This is a genomic window from Geodermatophilus sp. SYSU D00710, from assembly GCF_054050195.1.
Genome location: NZ_JBJGYX010000013.1, coordinates 69,802 through 84,447, shown reverse-complemented (window position 1 = coordinate 84,447; position 14,646 = coordinate 69,802). Strand labels below are relative to the sequence as shown.

Genomic DNA, 14,646 nt, shown 5'->3' with positions numbered 1-14,646 from the left:
GATCGTTCCCTCGCCCAGCGGCGCTCGCCACGCGGCGGTCGCCCCTCACGCCTCCGGCGATCGGGTGACGGCCGCGTGGCGTCACGGGGTGATCACCTCCAGCATGGACGGGCCGCCTGCTCCGGGCGGTGCCGGCGGAGGGGGAGACGTGCCGTACACGCTGGTCAGTGCCGCGACGCTGGGGTTCGACCTGGTGCGCCTGCCCGGCGGCCGCGCCGCCGCCGACGTGCTCCTCACCGGCCTGACCGCCGGACCGGCCGAGCTGCCCGCCCTGGCCGCCGCCAGCCGCACCCGCGGCGCCGACCGCGAGCAGCGTGCGGTGCTGGCCGTGCGCGCCCGGCGGGCCCGCGAGCTGGCCGCCGCCGTCCCGCAGCTGCGCTCGGTGACCCCCGGCGACGGCGACCGCACCGCCGTCCTCGTCGCCCAGCTCGAGCGCGGCACGATCGGCACCGCCGCCGCCGTGGAGCGGGTGCTGCGCGAGGACGTCCTCGGGCCCGAGCACGCCGCCTTCCTCCAGGCCGACGACGACGTCCGGGAGCAGGCCGCCGAGGTCCTGGCCGACGCCGTGGTGGGGGAGTGGGCCGCCGGCGTGCTGCCGCCGCTGGTCCGCCGCGAGCTCGTGCAGCCCTTCGCCACCGCCGTCCCGGACGCCCCCACCCGCGGCGCCGGCGCCGACCTCGGTCCCGCCACGCCCGAGCTCGCCTCCCTGCTGGCGACCGTCTCCGGCCTCGACGCCCGCGGCCGGGACCGCTGGCGCACCGCCGTCGACGAGGGCCGCGCCGAGCAGCGCCCGTGGGCCACCGCCATGCACGAGGCCTCCTGGGCCGCGCACGTCTCCGGCCGCACCCGCACGCTGGCCACCGCCCAGCTGCTCGCCGTCCGCGCGTTCGCCGCCGGCGGCTTCGACGCCCGCGACGGCGCCTCGGGCTCGTGGAACGCCCTCGCCGGCGTCGTCCAGGGGCTGGCCATGGGCGACCTGCTCGACGGTGGTGCGCTCGGCGTCCTCCTCGCCCCCTGGCGCCGCGTGACGGGCCGCTGAGGCTCCGCTCGCCCGCTCCCGCCCGTCGACTGTCGGGTCGGTGCCGCCGACACGCGACGACACGCCGCGACGAGCGACGACGAGCCGCACCTCGAGCCGCCGCCGATCCCCGAACCGCAGGTGAGCGCGCCGCCGGCCCCGGCAGGTCACCGTGCGGCGGGTCGACATGTGCCCGCACCCGCGGCGGTCACCGACCGGTGCCGTAACGGTTGGGCGCTCCGCGTCAACCCGGCGGCTGGGGCGGCCGAGAACTCCTGTGACAGGCGATGCGGGTGGGGCTGCCCGGGGCCGATCCCACCGGCCCGCCCCGCTGCCGAGACCCCCGACGCACGGCCGACCGGCCGCGCGCCGCCGGAGCAGGAGGACGTGTGGACCCGATCCGGGTGCTGGTGGTCGACGACTCGGTCGTCGTCCGCAAGATCGTGACCGACGTGCTGTCCTCCGACGCCGCGATCGAGGTCGTCGGGACGGCGGTCAACGGCAGGCTCGCCCTGGGCAAGGTCGACCAGCTGCGGCCCGACCTCGTCACGATGGACATCGAGATGCCGGAGATGAACGGCATCGAGGCGGTCCGGGCCCTGCGCGCCCAGCGCAACCGCGTGCCGATCGTCATGTTCAGCACGCTCACCGAGCGCGGCGCCGCGGCCACCCTCGACGCGCTGTCGGCCGGGGCCAACGACTACGTCACCAAGCCGGCCAACGTCGGCAGCGTCGCGGCGTCGATGGAGAGCGTGCGCGAGCAGCTCATCCCGCGGATCAAGGCGCTCACCGGGCGCCCGGCCGGTCCCGCCGCCCGGCCCGCCGCCGCGCCGCCCGCCCCGCGCACGCCGACGTCCCGCACGGCTCCCCACAAGGCCCCGGCCGTGCTCGTGATCGGCTCCTCCACCGGCGGGCCCGAGGCCCTGGCCAGGGTGCTGCCGGTGCTGCCGGCGAGCCTGCCGGTGCCGGTCCTGCTCGTGCAGCACATGCCGCCGGTCTTCACCCGGCAGTTCGCCCAGCGCCTGGACCGGCTCTCGGCCCTGCGCGTCGTCGAGGCCGTCGACGGCTCGCCGCTGCTCCCGGGCACCGTGCACCTTGCCCCCGGCGACCACCACCTCACCGTGCGGGGCAGCGGCCGCGGCGCGACGACGACCCTGACGCAGGGCCCGCCGGAGAACTTCTGCCGCCCCGCCGTCGACCCGCTGTTCCGCTCCGCGGTGACCGCCTACGACGGCGCCGTCCTGTCCGTGGTGCTCACCGGCATGGGCGCCGACGGCCGCGCCGGCGCGGCGGCCGTCCGCGACGCCGGCGGCACCGTCGTCGTCCAGGACCAGGCCACCTCGGTCGTCTGGGGCATGCCCGGCGCCGTCGCCGCCGCCGGCCTGGCCGACGAGGTCCTGCCCCTCGACCGCATCGCCGAGGCCATCACCCGCCACCTGTCCCGCGCCGTCCCGCCGCGCCCGGCACCTCCGACCCTCGCGACGGGAGCCCTGCGATGACCCTCACCGCCACCCGCTTCGACTGGGTCCGCCAGCTGGTGCACCGGGAGAGCGCGATCGTGCTCGCCCCCGGCAAGGAGTACCTGGTCGAGGCCCGGCTCCTGCCGCTGGCCCGCAGGATGGGGCTGGCCGACGTCGACCAGCTGGTCGACACCGTCCGCAGCCGCCCGCGGCCGGACGACACCCGCCTGATCGTCGAGGCGCTCACCACCAACGAGACCTCGTGGTTCCGCGACGGCGACCCGTTCACCGCCCTGACCTCGACGGTGCTGCCGGCCCTGCAGGCCGCCCGCGGCCCGGCCGAGCGGCTGCAGATCTGGTCGGCGGCCTGCTCCAGCGGCCAGGAGCCCTACACGATCGCCATGCTGCTCGACGACGCGCTGCCCGACGCCGCGACGCGGGTGTCGATCACCGCCACCGACATCTCCCGCGAGATGGTCGAGCGCACCCGCACCGGCCGGTTCAGCCAGCTCGAGGTCAACCGCGGCCTGCCCGCCCCGATGCTGGTCCGCCACCTCCGGCGGGCGGGCAGCGAGTGGGAGGTCGCGCCGGACCTGCGCCGCATGGTCACCGCCCGCGAGTGCAACCTGGCCGCGCCGCTGCCGCGGATGGGCCCGTTCGACGTCGTGTACCTGCGCAACGTCCTCATCTACTTCGACCTGCCCACCAAGCAGGCGATCCTCCGCCGGGTGCGCGAGCTCATGCGCCCGGACGGCTGGCTGTTCCTCGGTGCCGCCGAGACCACCCTCGGCGTCGACGACTCCTGGAGCCGCGTCGTCCTCGGCCGGACCTCCGCCTACCGCCCGCTGAAGGGGGCATGACCGTGCGCGCTCTGGTGATCGACGACTCCCGCGCCATGCGGCGCATCGTGACCGGCATCCTCGAGGGGTTCGGCTACGAGACCCGCCAGGCCGAGCACGGGCAGCAGGCGCTCGACGTCCTGCACGAGGGCTGGGCGCCCGACCTGTGCACCGTCGACTGGAACATGCCGCTGATGGACGGCCTGCAGTTCGTCAACGCCGTCCGCGCCAACCCGGCCTGGCGCGCGGTGACCCTGATGATGGTCACCTCCGAGAGCGAGCACGGCCAGATCGTGCGCGCGCTGGCCGCCGGCGCCCACGAGTACGTCATCAAGCCGTTCACCGCCGACGCCATCCGCGACAAGCTCGCGCTGCTCGGCCTGCTCCCGCAGGAGGTCTCGCTGTGACCGGACCGTGCGACACCGGGCTGCGCCGCCGCGCCACCGACCGGCCGCCGGCCGTCGTCGACCTGCTCGACGAGGCCACGCTCCAGCAGATCACCGAGCAGGCGTGGCTGGCCCTCGTCGGCGAGGACGAGGTGCTCGTCCCGCTGCCGGCACCACTGCCGGCCGCGACGCACAGCTCCTGGGTCGAGATCGTCGGCCCGTGGACCGGCGCCGTCGTGCTGACCTGCGGCCACGACACCGCCGCCGAGCTCACCGCCGCCCTGCTCGGCGAGCACACCCCGCCGGTGCTCGAGGACGAGGACGTCGACGACGCCCTCGGCGAGCTCGCGAACGTGGTGGGCGGCAACGTCAAGGCCGTCCTCCCCGGACCGTCCGTCCTCGGCCTGCCCGAGGTCGGCGCCACCCCACCCGCCGGCCGCGAAGCCGACACCCGCCGCGTCGCCGTCCTGTGGCGCGGTCAGCCGCTGACCGTCTCCGTGCAGTCCCCGCTGCACACCGAGCGAGAGAACGAGGTGCCCCTGTGAAGATCCTGGTCGCCGACGACAGCCGCGTGATGCGGCAGATCGTCATCCGCACCCTGCGTCAGGCCGGCTACGACGACCACGAGGTGGTCGAGGCCGAGGACGGCCGCGACGCCTACGACAAGGTCCGCTCGGAGAACCCCGACCTGGTCCTGTCGGACTGGAACATGCCCAACATGACCGGCCTGGAGTGCCTGCAGGCGCTGCGCTCCTCCGGCTCGGCGGTGCCCTTCGGGTTCGTCACCTCCGAGGGGTCGGCGGAGATGCGGGAGAGGGCCGCCGACGCGGGCGCCCTGTTCCTCATCGCCAAGCCCTTCACCGAGGAGTCCTTCCGCGAGAACCTCGACGGGGTGCTGGCGTGACCGCCGCCCTGACCGTCTCGCTGCCCGACGCCAAGGCCGTCAAGGACATCCTGTCGGGCCTGGTCGGCAAGCCGGTGGGCGTGACGCCGGGTGACCCAGTCACGCCCACCGCGACCGACCCGGTCTCGGTGGCGGTCTACGTCAGCCCGACGATGGCCGTCAACGCCCTGTGCGTCATGGACCTGCCGCTGTCGGCCTGGACCGGCGGTGCGCTGGCCCTGCTGCCGCCCGGCGGCGTCCAGGACGCCGTCGAGGAGGACGGCGAGCTCACCTCGATGCTCGCCGAGGCGCTGCACGAGGTCGTCAACGTCGTCTCGGCGCTGTTCAACGTGCCCGGCGCCCCGCACTCGAAGCTCTACCGGCTGTACGTGCCGGGGGAGGACCTGCCCGGCGACGTCGCCGGGATGCTGGCCGCCTTCAACCGCCTCGACCTCGCCGTCGAGGTGCCGGGCTACGGGAAGGGCCGGCTCTCGCTGGTCGTCCCCTGAGGACTGCCCCGGGGCGGCGCCGGGTCCGTCGTCCGCCGCCCCGGGCGCACTCAGGCGGAGCTGGCCGCGCACTCCTCGACCGTCGTCGGCAGGCACGCCCAGACGTGCTTGGAACCGTCGTCGACGTACCAGCCGTGCGCCACGGACAGGCGGGCCACCAGGTAGAGGCCCAGGCCGCCCTGGGAGGGGTCCCGGCCGACCGCGGGCGAGGGCATCGTGTCCGCGTCCCGGTCGCTCACGTCGAGCAGCCAGCCGCCGGTGCCCGCGACCACCGTCGCGACCACCGGCGACCGGCCGTGCCGCAGCGCGTTGGAGGCCAGCTCGTCGAAGGCCAGCACCAGCCGGTCCGACGCCGGGTCGTCGGGGTCGCGGGGGAAGCCGAGGGAGCCGAGGTGCTCGCGGAGTCCCGCGCGCGCCGCCGGGAGCTCGGCGATGTCACCGAGGTCGAAGCGCCACAGCTCGCCGCGCCCGTCGGGCAGGGGCCGCAACGGCCACGTCAGTCGGCCCATGTCCTCTCTCCGTCGTGGTCCCGTTCTCGGACGGTCCCGGGGTGCCCAGCCCACCGGCGGGTCAATCGTGTCCGGCCCCGCCGGGTGAGGCGGATCTCGCGCCCGGTGACGGCCGCGGTCAGGGCCGGGGAGGGGCGACGGTGAGCGCGACCAGGGCGACGTCGTCCTGCGGGGTGCCCTGCAGCAGCCGCGCCAACAGCTCGTCGCACAGCACCGCCAGCGGCCGTCCGGCCAGCTCCGCCAGCGCCCGGTGCAGCCGCCCGGTGCCCTCGTCGAGGGTGCTCCCGCGCCGCTCCACCAGACCGTCGGTGTGCAGCAGCACCGTCGACCCCGGGGCCAGCGGGACCACCGCCTCGCGGCGCTCCGCGGTCGCGTCGACCCCCAGCAGCAGGTCGGCCTCGTCGTGGGCCAGCGCCTCGACGCCGCCGTCGGGGCGCAGCAGCACCGGCGGCGGGTGACCGGCGTTGGCCCACCGCAGCCGGGTGCCGCCGGCCTCCAGCCGCGCGACGGCGGCCGTGGCCAGCGTCCCGGCGTGCATGGTGGACATCGCCTCGTCCAGGCCGCGCAGCACCTCGGCCGGCCCGCCCCGGCTGGAGTGCGCGATGCCGCGGACCAGGCCGCGCAGCTGTCCCATCGCGGCCGCGGCCGCCGTGTCGTGCCCGACCACGTCGCCGATGACCACCACCGCGTCGCCGTCGGGGTGCCGGAAGGCGTCGTACCAGTCCCCACCCACCCGGGCCGCCTCAGCGGCCGGCACGTAGCGGACCTCCACCTCGACGCCGGGGAAGGCGGGGGGCGCGGTGAGCAGGCTGCGCTGCAGCGCCTCGGCGAGCTGGATCTGGCGGCTCTGCCGGCCGACCCGGTCGATGGCGCGGCCGGCCTGCACCGCGACGGCGCGGGCGGTGGCGAGGTCCTCGGGGGAGACCTCCCGGCCGGGGTCGAGGTAGAGCGACAGGACGCCGACGGTCCGCGACTCGGCCGGCAGCGGCAGCACCAGCACCGACTGCGCGCGCAGGTCCCGCAGCATCTCCCGCGTCCGGTCGTCGGACATGAGCGCCAGGACGTCGGTCACCGGGGCCGCCACCGGCGCGCCCGTCCGCAGCGCCCGCCCGACCGGTGAGGACGGCGGGAGGGTGTCCAGCCGCACCATCGCGTAGCGGGCGAGCAGGTCGCGGCGCTGCGGGTCGGCGTGCCACGAGCCGACGTCGCGGGTGCGGCCCTCGCGGTCGACGACGGTGACGACGCAGCCGTCGGTGAGCACCGGGACGACCAGCCGGGCCAGCCGGCCGAGCGCGGACACGCCGTCGAGCGCCCCGGACAGCTCCGCGGCCACCCGCACCAGCAGCGTCGCGCGCGCCGCGGCCCGGTCGGCGCGCTCCTGCACCGTCCGGCGGCGGGAGACGTCGGAGACGGTGAGCGCCAGCCCCTCGGCCGCCCGCGCGGCGCGGACCTCGTACCACCCACCGCCGGCCAGCACCGTCACGGGCTCGGCGGAGTCGGCGGCCTCGGCACCCGCGGAGGCCAGCGCCGGCCCCGCCGCGCCGGGCACCTCCGCCAGGACCTGCCCGAGCAGGTCGGACTGCAGGTGCCCGAGCAGCCGCTCGGCGGCGGCGTTGAGCCAGGTCAGCCGGCCCCCGGGGTCCAGGGCGAGGACGGCGGCCGGGAGCCGGTCGACCAGCGCGGCCAGCGCGGCCGGGTCGCCGAGCGGGGGAGTGCGGCGCGGGAGCGGGACGGTGGGCTGGGGACCGGGCGGCAGGCCGCGCACCGGCCCCGGCCCGGCGAGCGGATCGGCCATCGTCCTCGGTCCTCCCGGCACCGTCGGGGCGAGGCTGGCTCCCGCGGACACCACCGTGATCGTGGCGCGTGCGGGCCCGGCTGCCAACCGCCCGGCGCACCGTGCCTCACCTGAACGGGGCGGTCCGGTACCGGAGGTGCGGCCCGCCGGGGCCGATGCGGCAGCATGTGCCCCCGTGACCCCGGACGGCCTGGCCCCGCCGCCGAGCGACCTGCTGGTGCAGGCCGTCGAGGGCATGCAGCGGCCGCTGTTCGTGCTCGACGAGGGGTGGCGCTTCGCCTACGTCAACCCCGCGGGCGCGGCGGTCCTCCGCCGGACCGTCGCGGGCCTGACCGGGAGGGGCATCTGGGAGGAGTTCCCCGAGGCCGTCGGCGGCCCGTTCGAGGAGCTGTACCGCCGCGTGCGGGGCACCGGCGGGTCGGGGTCCACCGAGGCCTTCTTCGCGCCGCTGGACGCGTGGTTCCGTGCCGAGGCCTTCCTCACCGGGGCCGGGCTGGTGGTCACCTACGACGACGTCACGGTGCACCGGCGGGCCGACGAGGAGCGCGCGGCGGCGATCGCGGCCCGGGAGCAGGCCGCCGCCTCCGCCGCCGCGGCCGCCGAGCGGGCCGAGACCGCCGCCCGCCACCTGGTCCTCCTGGGCGACATCAGCCAGGCCATGACCGCCACCACCGACGTCGACGAGGCGGTGGCCCGGCTCGCCGCGCTCGTCGTCCCGCTGCTGGCCGACTGGTGCCTGGTCAGCGTCGTCGACCCCGACGGCACCCGCCGCGACGTCGGCCGCGCGCACAGCGACCCCGCGCTGGTGGCGGCGATGCACCGCTACGCCGACCTGCGGGTGCGCAGCAACCGGCCCACCGCGCCGGTGCCGACCGCGCTGGCCCAGGGCCGTCCGGTCGTGCTGCCCCGGGTCACCGATGACGACGTGCGCGCGATGGTGGCCGACGAGGAGAGCCGCGCCGCCCTCGCGCCGCTGCGGGTCGCCGCCGTCGCCACCTTCCCGCTGGTCGCCCGCGGCGAGCTGTTCGGCGCGTTCACGCTGGTCAACGGCCCCGAGCGCGGGCCGCACACCGACGCCGAGCTGCGCACCGCCGAGATCGCCTCCCGCCGCGCGGCGCTGGCCCTCGACAACGCCCGCCTGGCCAGCGCCGCCCAGCAGGTGGCCGAGCGGATGCAGCACAGCCTGCTCTCGCCGCCGGTGCAGCCCGACCACCTCGAGCTCGCCGTCCGCTACCGGCCGGCCACCCGCGGGGTGTCCATCGGCGGCGACTGGTACGACGCGTTCCTGCAGCCCGACGGCGACACGGTGCTCGTCATCGGCGACGTCATGGGACACGACATCGAGGCCGCCGCGGCCATGGGCCAGGTCAAGACGCTGGTCCGCGGCATCGCCTTCGACCGGCTGGAGGAGCCGGCCGGGGTGCTGCGCCGGGTCGACCACGCCCTCGTCGGTCTCGCCGTCCCGGCGATGGCCACCGCGCTGGTCTGCCGGGTCGAGCAGGACGAGGTCGAGCGGGTGACGGGGGAGCGCCGGCTGCGGTGGTCCTCGGCCGGGCACCCCGACCCGATGCTGCTGCTGCCCGACGGCACGGTGCGCGACCTCAGCGCCCCGGTGGGCCCGCCGCTGGGCATCGGCTGGCGGGGTCCGCGGGCCGACGGCGAGGCCGTCGTCCCCGAGGGCGCCACGCTGCTGCTGTTCACCGACGGGCTGTTCGAGCGCCGCGGGACCCCGCTCGACGAGGGCCGCGACGCCGTGCGCGCGTTGCTGGCCGCCTGCGCCGGCAAGGCGCTGTCCGCACTCTGCGACGACCTGCTGTCGAGCATGCTCGGCGAGGGCGTCGAGGACGACGTCGCGGTGCTCGCCGTGCGGGCCCACCCGGTGCGCGGGGAGCGGCCGGCCGAGGCCGGTCCCGAGGTGCTGCCCCCGGTGGTCGGCCGTCCGGCCTGAGGTCGCCCGGCTCGCTAGGTGCGGGCGGCCGCGGTGCGGGCCGCCTCGGCGACGGCGGCCACGCCCTGCTCGGACCACAGGATCGAGTAGTGGTCGGTGTCGGGCACCTCGCGGGCGGTGATGCCGGAGGGCTCCAGGCCCAGGCCGGCCAGCCGGACCTCGTCGTAGAGCCCCGGCCGCTGGCCGAGCAGGCCGCGGGTGGCCCACAGCAGCGTCGCCGGCACCGGCAGCGAGGCGCTGGCCTCCAGCACCCGCTCGTTGAGCAGCACGTCGCCGCCGTCGACCCGCACCGCCTCGGGCACGCACGCGCTGCGCAGCGGCACCGCGCCGGGCACGAGGTCGCGGGCGAGGTAGGCGGCCACGGCGGGGACGTCGACCCACGGGCCGACGGCGGGGTGCTGCGCCCAGAACGCCCGGACCGCGGCCAGGTCGGGGAACGTCGTGCCCAGCCGGTCGAGGGAGGGGCCGAGGAGGGCGGCGAGCTTGGCCTCGACGTCGGCCCCCGGCGGCTCGGGCAGGGCCAGGCCGCCGTCGACGAGCACCAGCCCGTGCACCCGGTCGCGGGCCGTCCCGGCGGCGGCCAGCGCCGCGACGAAGGCGCCCATCGAGTGGCCGACGAGCACGGTGGCGTCGGCGCCGGCCTCGGCGTCGGCGCCGAACCGGTCCAGCAGGGTGGCGACGTCGTCGGCGTGCCGATCGAGGCCGTAGGGGCCGGGCAGGTCCGCCGAGGCGGCGCGGCCACGCAGGTCGGGTGCCAGCACCTCGAACTCCCCGGCCAGCGCCGCGGCGACCGGCGCCCAGGCCATCGCGTTGGCGGTGATGCCGTGGACGAGCACGGCGATGGGGGAGCCGGGCGCGTCGGCGGCCCAGTGCAGGGCCGCGAGCTCCCCGCCGTCGACGGGGACGCTGATCTGCACGGGCTCGGTCATGCCGCCACCCTGCCCGCTCACGCGCTCAGCCGCTCGATCGCGAACGCCACGAGGAACCCGACGCTGGTGACGACGCCGGTCCAGGTGCCGGTCCGCTCGAACGCCTCGGGGATCATCGTGTCGGCGACCATCGTGAGGATCGCGCCCGCGGCGACGGAGGTGATGACCGCGACCACCTCGGGTGACGCGTCACCGAGGGCCAGGTAGCCGACCAGGGCCGCGACGCCGCCGGCGACCGCGATGCCGCCCCACACGCCGAAGACGTAGCCCGCCCGGCGCCCGCTGGCCTTCATGCCCGCAGCGCTGGACAGCCCCTCGGGCACGTTCGAGATGAACACCGCGGCCAGCACCGACGGGCTCACCGAGCCGCCGCCGAGCAGGCCCAGGCCCAGGACCACCGACTCCGGGACGCCGTCGAGCAGCGCCCCGACGGCGATCGCCGCGCCGCTGCCGGCCTGCTCCTCCTCCGAGGGCTGCTGCTGGGACCCCTCGCCGCCGGACCGCTTGCGGTGCCGCGCCCCGCGGCGGGCCAGCAGGGCGTTGGCGCCCACGTAGGCGAAGGCGCCGCCGAGGAACCCGAGCGCGGTCGGGCCCAGCCCGCCGGTGTCGGCGGCCTCGGCCACGAGGTCGAAGGCGACGGCGGAGACCAGCACGCCCGAGCCGAACGCCATGACCGACGCGATGACCGTCCGGGGCACCCGCACGAACCAGGCGACCGCCGCGCCGAGGACGAGGGCGGCGCCGCCCAGCAGACCCCACAGACCCGCCTCGACAGCTCCCGGCACGGGGCGGTCCCTGCCCGCTCCCGCTCCCGCCAACCGTCGACGGAGGCCGGTCGTCACCGGCACAGTCGTCCGTGCCCGACCGTTCCCCGCCGCCGAGGAGGCCACCGTGCCCGTCACCCACACCGCGCTGACCGTCCCGGCCTGACGTGCGCGCCCTCGTCTCCGCCGGGCCCGGCCGCCTCGGCTGGGAGGAGGTCCCCGACCCGGAGGTCGCGCCGCACGGCGCCCTCGTCCGGCCGCTGGCGGTCGCCCGTTGCGACCTCGACGCCCCCATGGCCGCGCTCGGCCTCTTCCCCGGCCCCGTCCCGGTGGGCCACGAGCTGGTCGCCGAGGTCGTCGAGGTGGGCGCCGACGTCGCGCTGCGCCCCGGTGCCCGGGTCAGCGTCCCGTTCCAGGTCTCGTGCGGCGGCTGCGGGCCGTGCCGGGCGGGGCGCACCGTGGCCTGCACCACCTACCGGGCCCCGGCGGGCGCCGCGTACGGGTTCGGCGTCCGGGGCGGGGGTCACGGCGGCGCGGTGGCCGACCTGCTCGCCGTCCCGCACGCCGACCACGCGCTCGTGGCCGCGCCGCCGGCCCTGTCCGACGTGGCGCTGGCGACCCTGCCGGACAACGCCGTCGACGCCTGGCGCGCGGTCGGGCCGCAGCTGCGCGAGCGCCCGGGCGCCGAGGTGCTCGTCCTGGCCGGCGCGGTCCCCTCCATCGGGCTCTACGCCGTCGCGCTGGCCCGTGCCCTCGGTGCCGGGGGTGTGCGCTACGTCGACGACGACGAGCAGCGGTGCGCGGCCGCGGCGTCGCTGGGTGCCGAGGTGACCCGGCGCGAGGGCGGCTGGCCGCGCCGGTACGACCGGGCCGACGTCGTCGTCGACGGGTCCGCCGACCCCTCCGGGCTGGCCTGCGCGGTGCGCTCGACGGAGGACCAGGGGCTGCTCACCGTGGTCGGCATCCTCTTCGGCGAGGCCGCCCTGCCGCTGCTGGAGATGTACACCCGCGGGATCACCGTGCACCTGTCCCGCGCGGACTCCCGCCGACACCTGCCCGAGGTGCTCGGGCTCGCCGCGTCCGGTGCCTTCGACCCGCTCGCCGTCCCCACCACGACGGTGCCGTTCGACGCCGCCGCCGAGGTCTGGCTGCAGCCCGCGACCAAGCTGGTCCTCGCGCGCTGACGCCCGCCCGCGGCGCGGTGTGTGCACGGATCGTCGTCCCCGGGCCACCGCGGCCGCGTCATGTGCACGGGACGCGGTCACGAGCCGGTCCCTGTCCCCCCGGACACCGGCTCACGGCCGGACCGGTTCCCCCACCGGCGGCCACGGGCCTACCGTGGCCCCGCACGGGGGCCGACCTCCGGAGGAGCCGTGCCCGGGACGACGCAGACGCTCCGCCACCGCACCGTCCTCCTCCCCGGGGGACTGCGGCTGGACGCCGTGGAGCAGGGGGCCCCGGCCGGTCCGGCGGTCGTGCTGGTCCACGGCTGGCCGGACTCGTGGTTCTCCTGGAGCCGCGTGCTCCCGCACCTGGACCCGCGGCTGCGCGCCGTCGCCTTCAGCCAGCGCGGGTTCGGGGACTCCGACCACCCGGCGACCGGCTACGACCTCGACCGGTTCGCCGACGACGTGGTGGCCCTCTGCGACGTGCTCGGCCTGCCCCGGGCCCACCTCGTGGGCCACTCCTTCGGCACCTTCGTGGTCCGCCGCGTGGCCCAGGAGCACCCCGACCGCGTCGACCGGATGGTGCTCGTCGGCTCGGCCGACCGCATGGGCGACCGGCTCGTCCGGGAGGTGCGGTCGGCGATCGCCGACCTCCGCGACCCGGTCCCGGTGGAGTTCGCCCGGGAGTTCCAGTCCGGCACGGTCCACCGCCCCCTCCCGCCGGACTTCTTCGACGCGATCGTCGCCGAGAGCCGCAAGGCGCCGGCTCACGTCTTCCGGGACGTCTGGGAGGGGCTGGCGCGCTCCCACGACCGCGATCGGCTCGGCGACGTGACCGCGCCCACGCTGGTGCTCTGGGGTCAGGCGGACGCGTTGTTCGACCGGGGTCAGGAGGACCGGCTCCTCGCCGCTCTCCCGGACGCGCGCCTGCGGGTCTACCCCGACACCGGGCACTGCCCGAACTGGGAGCGTCCCGAGGACGTCGCCGCGGACGTCAACGCCTTCCTCCTGCCCGGGTGATCCCGGGCGCCCAGGCATGGGAAGCGATACGCACGTCTCACGTCCGGAAACGGGTGTAGAGCTTCCGATGCCTGGCGATCAGTCGGGGTGGCGCAGCAGGTAGCGGCCGAAGTGCGGCACGGTGAAGGCGATCTGGCCGCGCTCGGCGGAGTACACCAGCCCCTTCTTGATCAGCGAGTCGCGCGCGGGGGACAGCGACGCGGGCTTGCGGCCCAGCGCCGCGGCCACCTCCGACGTCGCGACCGGGGCGCCGGCCGGGCCGCCGAGCTCGGCCATGGCGTGCATGTACTCGCGCTCGGCCGGGGTGGCGCGGTCGTAGCGGGAGCCGAAGAAGCCCACCGCGAGCTCCGCCTCGGCCACCGGCGCGGCCATCGCGACGTCGGCCGCGGTGATCGGGGAGGCGGCCGCGACGTCCCAGGTGACCTTGCCGTAGGCCTGCACGAAGTACGGGTAGCCGTCCGCGGCCTCGTACAGGGCGTCGAGGGCGGCCTGCTCGTACTCGACGTCCTCGCGCTCGGCGGGGGCGAGCAGCGCGCGGTCGGCGGCGGGCCGGTCGAGGCGGTCGATGCGCAGGTAGCGGAACAGCCGCTCGGAGTAGCTCTTCGACGCCGACAGCACCGCCGGCAGGTGGGGCAGGCCCGCGCCGACGACGATCAGCGGCGCGCCCTGCTGGGACAGCTCGTGGCAGGCGGCGCAGATGGCCGAGACGTCGGGGGCCTGCACGTCCTGCATCTCGTCGACGAACAGCGCGATGCCCTTCCCGACGTCGGCGGCCAGCCCCGCCGCGTCGCTGAGCAGCTCGACCAGGTCGATCTCCATGTCGCCGGAGTCGGCCCGGCCGGTGGTCGCCGCGACGTCGATGCCCGGCTGCCAGCGGTCGCGGAGCTTCCCGTCGGCCGGCGCCAGCCGCTGGGCGAAGGCCTTGAGCGTCCCGAGGACGGCGTCCATCGACTCCTGGTCGGGGTGGCGCAGCTCGCGCAGCGCCATGTGCAGCGCCGAGGACACCGGCCGGCGCAGCGACTGGTCGGGCCGGGCCTCGATCTTGCCGGTGCCCCACCCGCGGCCGATCGCCGCCGAGCGCAGTTGGTTGAGCAGCACGGTCTTGCCCACGCCGCGCAGCCCGGTGAGCACCAGCGAGCGCTCCGGCCGGCCCCGCGCGATCCGCTCCAGGACGACGTCGAAGGCCGACAGCTCGTCGTCACGACCGGCCAGCTCCGGCGGGCGCTGGCCGGCGCCCGGGGCGTAGGGGTTCCGCACGGGGTCCACGTCGAGCACCGTATGGCCCCGTCTAGCCCTGCCGGTAGAGATCGGTAGAACCTCCTACGCCGTGTCGCCACCCGGGCACTTCCGCGGGGGTGCCCGGGATCGACCGGCGTCTAGGGCTCTCTGGCGCCGATCCGAGACGGGCCTAGAGACGGCG

Annotated in this window: 15 protein-coding genes; 10 read left to right on the top strand and 5 right to left on the bottom strand. The window is 76.8% G+C overall.

Annotated features, from left to right (window positions below; translation table 11 throughout):
• The first annotated feature begins 148 nt into the window (after positions 1–148).
• The 7 genes from ACI78U_RS08565 (at position 149) to ACI78U_RS08535 (ending at position 5,095) form a co-directional block, all read left to right on the top strand.
• Positions 149–1,039, top strand: a complete 891-nt coding sequence (locus ACI78U_RS08565; protein WP_456874874.1) for a hypothetical protein — start codon at positions 149–151, stop codon at positions 1,037–1,039.
• Positions 1,040–1,407: 368 nt separating this feature from the next.
• Positions 1,408–2,517 (top strand): protein-glutamate methylesterase/protein-glutamine glutaminase, encoded by a 1,110-nt coding sequence (locus tag ACI78U_RS08560; RefSeq protein WP_456874873.1) that lies wholly within the window; start codon positions 1,408–1,410, stop codon positions 2,515–2,517.
• Positions 2,514–3,338 carry a CheR family methyltransferase gene (locus ACI78U_RS08555; protein WP_456874872.1) on the top strand — a complete coding sequence of 275 codons (825 nt, stop codon included), beginning with the start codon at positions 2,514–2,516 and terminating at the stop codon, positions 3,336–3,338. Before ACI78U_RS08560 ends, ACI78U_RS08555 begins: the two co-directional genes overlap by 4 nt.
• On the top strand, positions 3,335–3,724 hold the full coding sequence (locus tag ACI78U_RS08550) for a response regulator (RefSeq protein ID WP_456874871.1): 390 nt from the start codon (positions 3,335–3,337) through the stop codon (positions 3,722–3,724). The genes ACI78U_RS08555 and ACI78U_RS08550 overlap by 4 nt, the downstream gene beginning before the upstream one ends.
• Positions 3,721–4,248 carry a chemotaxis protein CheX gene (locus ACI78U_RS08545; RefSeq protein ID WP_456874870.1) on the top strand — a complete coding sequence of 176 codons (528 nt, stop codon included), beginning with the start codon at positions 3,721–3,723 and terminating at the stop codon, positions 4,246–4,248. Before ACI78U_RS08550 ends, ACI78U_RS08545 begins: the two co-directional genes overlap by 4 nt.
• Positions 4,245–4,607 carry a response regulator gene (locus tag ACI78U_RS08540; protein ID WP_456874869.1) on the top strand — a complete coding sequence of 121 codons (363 nt, stop codon included), beginning with the start codon at positions 4,245–4,247 and terminating at the stop codon, positions 4,605–4,607. The genes ACI78U_RS08545 and ACI78U_RS08540 overlap by 4 nt, the downstream gene beginning before the upstream one ends.
• On the top strand, positions 4,604–5,095 hold the full coding sequence (locus ACI78U_RS08535) for a hypothetical protein (protein WP_456874868.1): 492 nt from the start codon (positions 4,604–4,606) through the stop codon (positions 5,093–5,095). The genes ACI78U_RS08540 and ACI78U_RS08535 overlap by 4 nt, the downstream gene beginning before the upstream one ends.
• A gap of 50 nt (positions 5,096–5,145) precedes the next feature.
• Here ACI78U_RS08535 and ACI78U_RS08530 read toward each other — a convergent pair whose 3' ends face one another.
• On the bottom strand, positions 5,146–5,604 hold the full coding sequence (locus ACI78U_RS08530; protein ID WP_456874867.1) for an ATP-binding protein: 459 nt from the start codon (positions 5,602–5,604) through the stop codon (positions 5,146–5,148).
• Between the two features lie 118 nt (positions 5,605–5,722).
• On the bottom strand, positions 5,723–7,399 hold the full coding sequence (locus ACI78U_RS08525; protein WP_456874866.1) for a SpoIIE family protein phosphatase: 1,677 nt from the start codon (positions 7,397–7,399) through the stop codon (positions 5,723–5,725).
• 175 nt (positions 7,400–7,574) lie between these two features.
• Between ACI78U_RS08525 and ACI78U_RS08520 the strand changes: the two genes are divergently transcribed.
• Positions 7,575–9,347 carry a SpoIIE family protein phosphatase gene (locus ACI78U_RS08520; protein WP_456874865.1) on the top strand — a complete coding sequence of 591 codons (1,773 nt, stop codon included), beginning with the start codon at positions 7,575–7,577 and terminating at the stop codon, positions 9,345–9,347.
• Positions 9,348–9,361: 14 nt separating this feature from the next.
• On the opposite strand, the gene ACI78U_RS08515 is transcribed toward ACI78U_RS08520, so the two are convergent.
• Complete coding sequence (locus ACI78U_RS08515) at positions 9,362–10,276, bottom strand: alpha/beta fold hydrolase (protein ID WP_456874864.1); 915 nt, start codon at positions 10,274–10,276, stop codon at positions 9,362–9,364.
• Between the two features lie 17 nt (positions 10,277–10,293).
• Complete coding sequence (locus ACI78U_RS08510; RefSeq protein ID WP_456874863.1) at positions 10,294–11,061, bottom strand: ZIP family metal transporter; 768 nt, start codon at positions 11,059–11,061, stop codon at positions 10,294–10,296.
• A 146-nt stretch (positions 11,062–11,207) separates the two neighbouring features.
• Here ACI78U_RS08510 and ACI78U_RS08505 point away from each other — a divergent pair, with 146 nt between their 5' ends.
• Both ACI78U_RS08505 and ACI78U_RS08500 read left to right on the top strand, forming a co-directional pair.
• A complete protein-coding gene (locus ACI78U_RS08505; protein ID WP_456874862.1) occupies positions 11,208–12,224 on the top strand; it encodes a zinc-dependent alcohol dehydrogenase in 1,017 nt (338 codons plus the stop codon).
• 189 nt (positions 12,225–12,413) lie between these two features.
• A complete protein-coding gene (locus ACI78U_RS08500) occupies positions 12,414–13,226 on the top strand; it encodes an alpha/beta fold hydrolase (protein ID WP_456874861.1) in 813 nt (270 codons plus the stop codon).
• A gap of 78 nt (positions 13,227–13,304) precedes the next feature.
• On the opposite strand, the gene ACI78U_RS08495 is transcribed toward ACI78U_RS08500, so the two are convergent.
• Positions 13,305–14,492 carry an AAA family ATPase gene (locus tag ACI78U_RS08495; protein WP_456874860.1) on the bottom strand — a complete coding sequence of 396 codons (1,188 nt, stop codon included), beginning with the start codon at positions 14,490–14,492 and terminating at the stop codon, positions 13,305–13,307.
• Positions 14,493–14,646 lie beyond the last annotated feature (154 nt).

Bases quoted from the DNA above. Each gene is read 5' to 3' on its own strand.
- ACI78U_RS08555 (WP_456874872.1), top strand. From the start codon at position 2,514: ATGACCCTCACCGCCACCCGCTTCGACTGGGTCCGCCAGCTGGTGCAC.
- ACI78U_RS08550 (WP_456874871.1), top strand. From the start codon at position 3,335: ATGACCGTGCGCGCTCTGGTGATCGACGACTCCCGCGCCATGCGGCGC.
- ACI78U_RS08530 (WP_456874867.1), bottom strand. From the start codon at position 5,604: ATGGGCCGACTGACGTGGCCGTTGCGGCCCCTGCCCGACGGGCGCGGC.
- ACI78U_RS08525 (WP_456874866.1), bottom strand. From the start codon at position 7,399: ATGGCCGATCCGCTCGCCGGGCCGGGGCCGGTGCGCGGCCTGCCGCCC.
- ACI78U_RS08515 (WP_456874864.1), bottom strand. From the start codon at position 10,276: ATGACCGAGCCCGTGCAGATCAGCGTCCCCGTCGACGGCGGGGAGCTC.